Source organism: Lactobacillus helveticus DSM 20075 = CGMCC 1.1877 (assembly GCF_000160855.1).
GTDB classification, from domain to species: domain Bacteria; phylum Bacillota; class Bacilli; order Lactobacillales; family Lactobacillaceae; genus Lactobacillus; species Lactobacillus helveticus.
This window is the reverse complement of record NZ_GG700758.1, coordinates 19,327-27,673: the sequence shown is the minus strand read 5'-3', so window position 1 is coordinate 27,673 and position 8,347 is coordinate 19,327. Positions and strand designations below refer to the sequence as shown.

The 8,347-nt window shown below is 36.0% G+C and carries 7 protein-coding genes and 1 pseudogene; all 8 read left to right on the top strand.

What is annotated here, in order from left to right; all coding sequences use genetic code 11:
* Positions 1-77: 77 nt before the first annotated feature.
* Positions 78-509 (top strand): division/cell wall cluster transcriptional repressor MraZ, encoded by a 432-nt coding sequence (gene mraZ, locus HMPREF0518_RS07975; RefSeq protein WP_003627673.1) that lies wholly within the window; start codon positions 78-80, stop codon positions 507-509.
* A 4-nt stretch (positions 510-513) separates the two neighbouring features.
* Positions 514-1,461, top strand: a complete 948-nt coding sequence (rsmH, locus tag HMPREF0518_RS07970) for a 16S rRNA (cytosine(1402)-N(4))-methyltransferase RsmH (RefSeq protein ID WP_012211697.1) — start codon at positions 514-516, stop codon at positions 1,459-1,461.
* A 13-nt stretch (positions 1,462-1,474) separates the two neighbouring features.
* Positions 1,475-1,837 carry a cell division protein FtsL gene (gene ftsL, locus HMPREF0518_RS07965; protein WP_003628054.1) on the top strand — a complete coding sequence of 121 codons (363 nt, stop codon included), beginning with the start codon at positions 1,475-1,477 and terminating at the stop codon, positions 1,835-1,837.
* Positions 1,837-3,985 (top strand): annotated as a pseudogene (locus HMPREF0518_RS07960) (penicillin-binding protein). Before ftsL ends, HMPREF0518_RS07960 begins: the two are co-directional and overlap by 1 nt.
* Positions 3,986-3,991: 6 nt before the next feature.
* A complete protein-coding gene (mraY, locus tag HMPREF0518_RS07955) occupies positions 3,992-4,960 on the top strand; it encodes a phospho-N-acetylmuramoyl-pentapeptide-transferase (protein ID WP_003627667.1) in 969 nt (322 codons plus the stop codon).
* A 9-nt stretch (positions 4,961-4,969) separates the two neighbouring features.
* Positions 4,970-6,349, top strand: a complete 1,380-nt coding sequence (murD, locus tag HMPREF0518_RS07950) for a UDP-N-acetylmuramoyl-L-alanine--D-glutamate ligase (protein ID WP_003627666.1) — start codon at positions 4,970-4,972, stop codon at positions 6,347-6,349.
* A 1-nt stretch (position 6,350) separates the two neighbouring features.
* Positions 6,351-7,457, top strand: a complete 1,107-nt coding sequence (murG, locus tag HMPREF0518_RS07945; RefSeq protein ID WP_003627665.1) for an undecaprenyldiphospho-muramoylpentapeptide beta-N-acetylglucosaminyltransferase — start codon at positions 6,351-6,353, stop codon at positions 7,455-7,457.
* A gap of 16 nt (positions 7,458-7,473) precedes the next feature.
* The gene (locus tag HMPREF0518_RS07940) at positions 7,474-8,331 is read left to right on the top strand and encodes a cell division protein FtsQ/DivIB (RefSeq protein WP_003627664.1); all 858 of its coding nucleotides are present in this window, start codon (positions 7,474-7,476) and stop codon (positions 8,329-8,331) included.
* Positions 8,332-8,347 lie beyond the last annotated feature (16 nt).

Here is an 8,347-nt window from a genome sequence, read left to right as displayed (position 1 = left end):
AATATGTATTTTTTTCCAGAGTTTGTGGTAGAGAGTGGTGAATTGTGGTAAATTATTTAGTGGAGGGGGGCTAGACCATGTTCATGGGTGAATATCACCACAATCTTGATAACAAGGGTCGCCTAATTATACCAGCGAAACTTCGCGATCAGATTGAAAATAAAATGGTATTTACTCGAGGAATGGAAGGCTGTATTTTTGGCTATTCTATGGAAGAATGGCAAAAAATAGAAGCCAAATTAGCAAAACTTCCGTTGACTAAGAGGAATACGCGCAAGTTTATGCGTTTATTCTACTCTGGTGCGATGGAAAGTGAGTTTGATAAGCAGGGGCGTGTCAATTTTACATCGACATTAAAAGCTCATGCTGGACTCATTAAAGAATGTGTCATTATAGGGGTTTCTGACCGAATTGAAATTTGGGCTAAGGAACGTTGGGATAGCTTTGAAGAAGAAGCTAACGAAGACTATGATGACATTGCTGAAAATTTGGACGACATTGAACTATAAAATTATGAAATTCAAACACACCAGTGTACTCTTACACGAAACTATAGATAATTTAAAACCAAAAAACGGTGGTCTTTATGTAGATGCAACTTTTGGCGGCGGTGGGCATGCCAAGTATTTGTTAAGCAAAATTGAGACTGGTACGTTAGTCGGTTTTGACCAAGATGAATATGCGATAAAATCGGCAGAGTTGAACTTCGCTGATTTATTGCAGCCAGATAGTGAACCTAGATTGAAATTAGTACATGACAACTTTAGTAATCTGGAACAGGATCTAGTTAAGCTGGGTTACTCAGATGGAATAGATGGCATATATTACGATTTAGGTGTTTCATCACCTCAGTTTGATCAAGCTGATCGTGGCTTCTCGTATCGTTATAATGCAAGATTAGATATGAGAATGGATCAAAGTCAAGATACAGATGCTTATCAGTTAGTTAATACTTTAAGTCAAAAAGAGCTGGCAGATATCTTATATCAGTACGGAGACGAAAAATTCTCTCGGCAGATCGCTCATAGGATCGTAGAAAGACGTAAGGATAAGCCAATTGTGACAACCTTTGAATTGGTTGACATCATTAAAGAGGCGATTCCCGCGTATGCACGAAGGACTGGAGGACATCCAGCTAAGAAAAGTTTTCAAGCTTTACGAGTTGCTGTTAATCACGAACTTGATGTTTTACAGGCTTCACTTGAAGAAGCTATTAGAATTTTAAGACCTGGTGGCAGAATTAGCGTGATTACCTTTCAGTCCCATGAAGATAAAATCGTTAAAAAGATTTTTAAGAAGTATTCAGAGGTTGAAGTTCCAAGAGGAATGCCCTTTGTGCCAGACGATATGAAACCAACGCTACGTTTGGAAAATCGCAAACCGATTACTGCTTCGACTTCCGAGTTAGAAAACAACAACCGCTCACACAGTGCAAAACTACGGGTTGCAGAGAAGTTATAAAGAGGAAAATGCTATGGCTGACAGCTCAGCAAGAAAAATTGAATATGAACCTAGAAAACAGAAAGGTTCGCAGAAACGTCAACGAATTCCCCTTGATCCGCATAAAGTTCCTTACAATGTTTTAGAGAAGACTTTACTAGCAATAGGAAGCATCGTCACCTTGGGAATGATGATCTTTTTGGTTTCTTCTAGTATTTCTGCAACTTCAGCTCAACATGAATTATCTCAAACTCAGCAGACAGTTGCAAAGGAACAAAATAGGATCACCGATTTACGTCAAGAAATTGGTGAGTTAACTTCTACTTCACGTTTGAACAAAATCGCACGTGAAAAAGGATTAACTCTGATTAATAAAAACATTAGGACAATTCGCTAATGAAAAAAAACAGTAATTTAAAATTACAAAAATCCAAAGCTCACAGCTACCGCTTCACAGTGGGGAGAGTTCTCCAAGTAGCTGTGGCTTTGGTTTTTCTTGTATTTACAGCTAGATTTTTATATATAGGAATATCTAAGACTGTCAATGGACAGAATTTATCGCAGAGAACTAAGCAGCTTTATAAGCGGAATGAAGTTATCAAGGCTTCGCGAGGTACAATCTATGATTGCAACGGTTTAGCGATCGCAGAAGATTCGCATTTGTATACTGTTTATGCAATTTTGGATAAGTCTTCAATTAACTACAAAAATAAACCAGAATATGTGGTTAATAAGTCTGAAACTGCTGAAAAATTAGCTAAGGTTTTACCGTTATCTGCAGATAAAATTTATCAATATTTGAATCCCAAGCATAAAGTTTTCCAGGTTCAATTTGGTACTGGCGGTAGTGGATTAACTTTGAAGCAGAAAAAGCAAATAGAGGCTATGAAGTTGCCAGGAATTAAATTCGTGGCAACTCCTTCTCGTTTGTATCCAAACGGCAATTTTGCTTCACATATTGTTGGTTTAGCTCAGCCAGAATACAACAAAAAGACCAATAGTGAAATGCTAATAGGTACTATGGGATTAGAGGCTTATTTCAACGATACTTTAACCGGTAAAGATGGTTATCGTATTTCTACAGTAGATGCTTCCGAAAACCAATCACCTAACCAGAATCAAGTTTATAAGCCAGCTGAAAACGGTAATAACTTGTATTTGACTTTGAATTCACAACTTCAAAGTTATTTGGAAGCTAGATTGACGGAAGTACAAAAAGCTTATGATCCTACTTCAATTACTGCTGTAGTTGAGGACATGAAGACAGGGAAGATTTTGGCTGCTTCGCAACGTCCTACTTTTAATCCTCAAACTAAGAAGGGATTAACTAAATCGTATCGAAATATTTTAGTTCAAGATACGTATGAACCAGGTTCTGTATTTAAGGTATTATCATTTGCGGCTGCAGTGAACAGCGGCAATTATAATCCAAATGAATATTATCGTTCAGGTTCAGTAAGTATTGGTGGTTCAACAATTCATGACTGGCTTACTTCTGGTTGGGGCACCATCCCATTTTCACAAGCTTTTGAGAGATCAAGTAACACCGGTTTTGTTAAGTTGGAACAAAAGATGGGTTCAAAAACTTGGGCAAAATACCTTAAGAGGTTCCATATTGGTGAAAAAACTGGTATAACTCTTCCAGGTGAACAACCAGGCTTCATTTCATTTAAGACTCCAGTCGATCAAGCAGTAACTGCTTTTGGTCAGGGTGTTAACGTCAATGTAATGCAAATGATGCAGGCTTATAGTTCCTTAGGGAATAATGGTCAGATGGTTAAACCACAATTAGTTGATAAAGTTACTGACTTTAATGGTAAAACAATAAAGGGTTACCAAATCAAAAAAGTTGGTACGCCAATTTATTCTGCTAAAACCAAACGTGTTGTATTGGCCAATATGAGAAAAGTTTTGAATAAACAGTCAGGTACTGGATCAGCCTATAAGATGGGTAATGCTGATATTGGGGTTAAAACTGGTACAGCACAGATTGCCAATCCTAAGGGTGGCGGTTATCTTAAGGGCGATAGCAATTATATCTTCTCTGTTGTAGGGGTTTACCCTACTAAGAATCCAAGATATTGTATTTACCTAACTATTAAGCAGCCTCATTTAGCCGGTACAACAGCAGAAAAGATTTTAGCTTCTATCTTTAAACCAATGATGAGTCGAATTATTACAATGGCTAAGAGCAATAATTCTCACTGTCCCTAACTTTAAGGATATGACAGTTGCTCAAGCTTCAGCTAAAGCTAAGCAAATTGGTCTTAACTTGGTTAAAATAGGCGAAAAAGATAAAATTACTGCTCAAGGAATTAAGAGCGGTGAAAAATTGGAGTCTGGAGATAAAATTTTTGTATATACTTCAGGTAAAATAAATTGTCCTGATATGAAAGGTTGGAGCTTTAATGACTTACATCAATTCTCTAATGTATCAGGTGTTAAATTAAGCATAAAGGGAACCGAAACTGTTGCCAGCCAAAGCGTGGCTAAGGGAACAGAATTAAAATCTGGAGAAAAAATAAAAGTTAATTTAAAGGAGTAGCATAGGATGAGTATTATGCAAGCAAGCTGTATTGCTTTAGTTAGTTCGCTGACTTTGACGGTGATTTTTTTACCGTTGTTAATTAAGTTTATGCATTCGCATCATGAAGGACAGGAAATTCGTGATGAGGGGCCAAAATGGCACCAAAAGAAATCCGGTACCCCTACAATGGGTGGAACGATTTTTGTGATTGCCGCAGTGATTTCTGTTATTTGGGTAACTGCATGGCAACATAGTTTGAATAAAGTTGTTTGGATTTTGGTAATCAGTCTTTTGGGTTACGGAATCATTGGCTTTCTTGATGATGGCATTAAGCTTTACTACAAGAGAAACTTAGGCTTAAGAGCATGGCAAAAACTTGCTTTACAAATTATTATTGCCGTTGTAATTGTGTTAATTGCTTCAAGCGATCACTTTAATTTCGGTTTATACATTCCATTTGCTGGAGTTGTTCATAGCGTAGCATTATTTGTAATCTTCATTATTTTCTGGCTGGTTGGCTTTTCAAATGCTGTTAACCTTTCAGATGGGTTAGATGGTTTGGCTACAGGTTTATCTGTAGTGGCTTATGGTACTTATGCTTATATCGCATTTAAACAAAAGAATTTTGCTATTTTAGCCTTTTGTATGAGTGTGATTGGTGGTTTGATTGCTTTCTTTATTTTCAATCATAAGCCAGCCAAAATCTTCATGGGGGATGCTGGCTCACTTGCATTAGGTGGTGGTCTTGCCACAGTAAGTATCATGCTTAACAGACCATGGTCACTTTTATTAGTGGGTATTGTATTTGTATGTGAAACTGCTAGTGTAATTATGCAGGTTATTTCTTTCCAAACTACTGGTAAGAGAATTTTTAAGATGACTCCTATTCACCATCACTTTGAAATGTTGGGCTGGTCAGAATGGAAAGTAGACATTGTTTTTTGGATTGTTGGTTTAGTAGGTAGTATTTTATATTTAGCAATTTGGGGATAAAAATAAAAAATGAAGGATATTAAAACTTATAGTAATAAGAATATTTTAGTTTTAGGTCTAGGTAAAAGTGGATTTGCAGTTAGTGAATTACTTTTAAAATTAGGTGCTAAATTAACCTTAAATGATAAGGCTGATCTTGATAAAAATGAAAAAGCACAAGAATTAAAGGCTAAGGGCGTTCGTGTAATTGGCGGACATCACCCAGTTGATTTGCTTGAAAAAGAACATTTTGATTATTTGGTTAAGAACCCAGGTATTCCATATGAGAATCCAATGGTTAAAAAGGCTGAAGAATTAAATATTCCAATTATTACGGAACCTGAAATTGCTTTAAGCTGTAGCGATGCTCCTTATGTTTGTGTTACTGGTTCAAATGGTAAGACCACTACTGTAATGCTTACTCAAAGAATTTTAGACCATCATTTACAAAAATCAGGTCATCACGCTTATGCAGTAGGTAATATTGGTGTACCAATTTCTGAAGTAGTGCCAAAGGCAACTAAAGATGATATTTTGGTAGTAGAAATTTCAAGTTTCCAATTATTGGGTGTAACTGATATCGATCCTAAGGTAGCAGCTATTGTAGACATTTATAACAATGTTCACCTAGATTATCACAAGACCTTTGAAAATTATGTAAATGCTAAGTTGAACGTTACTAGAACACAAAATAGTGATGATTACTTCATTGCAAACTATGATCAAAAAGATATTTTAGCTAAGGAAAAAGAAGTAACTCCAGCTAAAATGCAAACTTTCTCAGAAACAGATTCTAGTGCAGATTACTTTATCGGCGATGAATATCTTGAAAGTCAAAATGAGAAGATCATGAAGATTGTAGATATCAAGTTGCCAGGTATCCATAATTTGCAAAATAGTTTGGTTGCAATCGCAATTTCAAAAGTTATGGGTGCAGACAATGATGATATTGCGGCAGTTTTGAGTACCTTCACTGGTGCTAAGCACCGTTTGCAATATGTAACGACTCTTGATGGACGCAAGGTTTATAATGATTCTAAGTCAACTAATATTGAAGCAGCTACAGTGGCTATTCCTTCATTTAAAGAGCCAGAAGTCTTGATCGCAGGTGGTCTTGATAGAGGATTCTTGTTTGATGATTTAGTACCATTATTCAAGAAGCATGTTAAATCAATTGTTCTTTATGGAGAAACCAAATATCTGTTGGCTGATGCTGCTAGAAAAGCTGGTATTAAAGATATTGTAATTGTTAATACTCTTCAAGAAGCTGTTCCAAGAGCATATGAATTAAGTGAACCTGGTGACGTAATCCTATTCTCACCAGCATGTGCTTCATGGGATCAATTTAGAACCTTTGAAGATCGTGGCGATTACTTTGTAAAGTTTGTTAAGGAATTGAAGACTAAATAAAATGAGAGTTATATTTACTGGTGGTGGCACAGGCGGTCACATTTACCCAATTATGGCAATTATTGAACGTTTAAAGGAACGTGGAATTAGTACAAATGATAAAATCCTATTTGTAGGGACAAAAAAAGGATTGGAATCCAAAATCGTTCCTGCTGCTGGAGTTAATTTTAAAACGATTAATATCCAAGGATTTAATCGTAAGCATCCGTTGAAGAACTTCGAAACTATTAAATTGTTTTTGCAAGCTACTAAGAGTGCACGGAAAATTCTAAAAGAATTTAAGCCAGATGTAGTTTTGGGGACAGGTGGCTATGTTAGTGGAGCCATGGTTTATGAAGCTGCTAAAATGCATATTCCAACTATGATTCATGAATCTAATTCAGTTGTAGGTCTAGCTAATAAGTTTTTAGGTCACTATGTAGATCGTATTTGTTACACTTTTGACGATGCCGCAAAGGAATTTCCCGAAAAGAAGAAGCTAGTCAAAACTGGTAATCCAAGATCACAACAAGTTTTGAGCTTACATGAAGAAAAAATTGATATAAAGAAGAAGTGGGGACTTAATCCAGATATGCCAACTGTTTTGGTCTTTGGTGGTTCTCGCGGTGCTTTAGCTATTAATCGCATCATGCTTAAGTCATTAATGAATCTCAAAACTAAGCCATACCAAATTATTTGGGCTACAGGTACCTACTACTTTGATTCAGTTCAAAAGAAATTAAAGGGTCTAGATATTGGTACTAATATTAAGGTTTTGCCATACATTAAAAATATGCCAGGCTTATTACCAGAAATGACCTGTGTTGTTTCAAGATCTGGAGCAACAAGTATTGCAGAATTTACTGCATTGGGCGTACCTGTAATTTTGATTCCAAGTCCTAATGTAACGCATAATCACCAAATGAAGAATGCGTTAGATTTGGAAAAAGCTGGCGCAGCTTTGGTTATTCCTGAAGATGATCTTAACCCTAATAATTTTGTTTCATCAATTGATCATATTTTGCTTGATGAAAAATATGCTAAGGAAATGAGTCAAGCTTCAAAGGCATTAGGCGTACCTGATGCATCTGATCAAGTAATTAAAGTGATGGAAGAGATTTCACGCTAGGAGGCCGGTGAGGCAGATGGCAAAGAAACCAGTAACAAGGATTGATCCCAGAAAGGAATTATCTCCTTATCTGAATCATGAATTCAATCAACAAAAAAATAGTCGTAAATCTCAAGCCAAAATTTCTGCCTCACTTCCTAGTTTACAGGCGGAAAGACGACGATCTTTAAGACGAAGATTAGGTCTAATAATGTTGGTTTCAATTTTGGCGATTGCTGGCTTAGGCTATTATATTTCTCCTTTGGCCAATATAAGTACGGTTAAAGTGATTGGTGCTTCAGATTTACCGATTAAGGGAATTGTAAAAGCATCCAAAATCAAAGCTAGTGATAAAGTTTTTGATTATTTGTTTCAACAAAAAGATTTGAGTCAAAAATTATCTAAGAAATATCCTGAAATAGAGAGTGCGCAAGCACATTTAGGTCATGTTAATCAGCTTATATTACAAATTAACGAGCGTAAAACAGTAGGCTATTTAAAAGATGGCGATGACTATCGTAAAATTTTAAGTAATGGCAAACTTGGTAGTACCGCCATTACATGGACGAAAGTTGATCAAGATAAACCTATTTTCGTTGGTTATAATAAATCATCTTCTCTAAAAGAAGATTTAAACTTATTTAATAGTTTGCCCAAATCATTCCAAAATCAGGTAAAATTATTAAGTGGGAACACTAGACGAAAGTCGCAAGTGATTTTGGTTATGAAAGATGGCAATGTAATTATTGGCAGTACCGTAACTTTAAAGAGCAAACTAAAATATTACGATGAAATTAAAGTTAAAGCTGGTAAAAATAGCTTAATTGATTTAGAAATAGGTGCGTTTAGCAGGCCATTAACTTCAAGTGAAAAAAAGGCTTACGGGGTATCGTAGCTGTTTTACTTGTTTA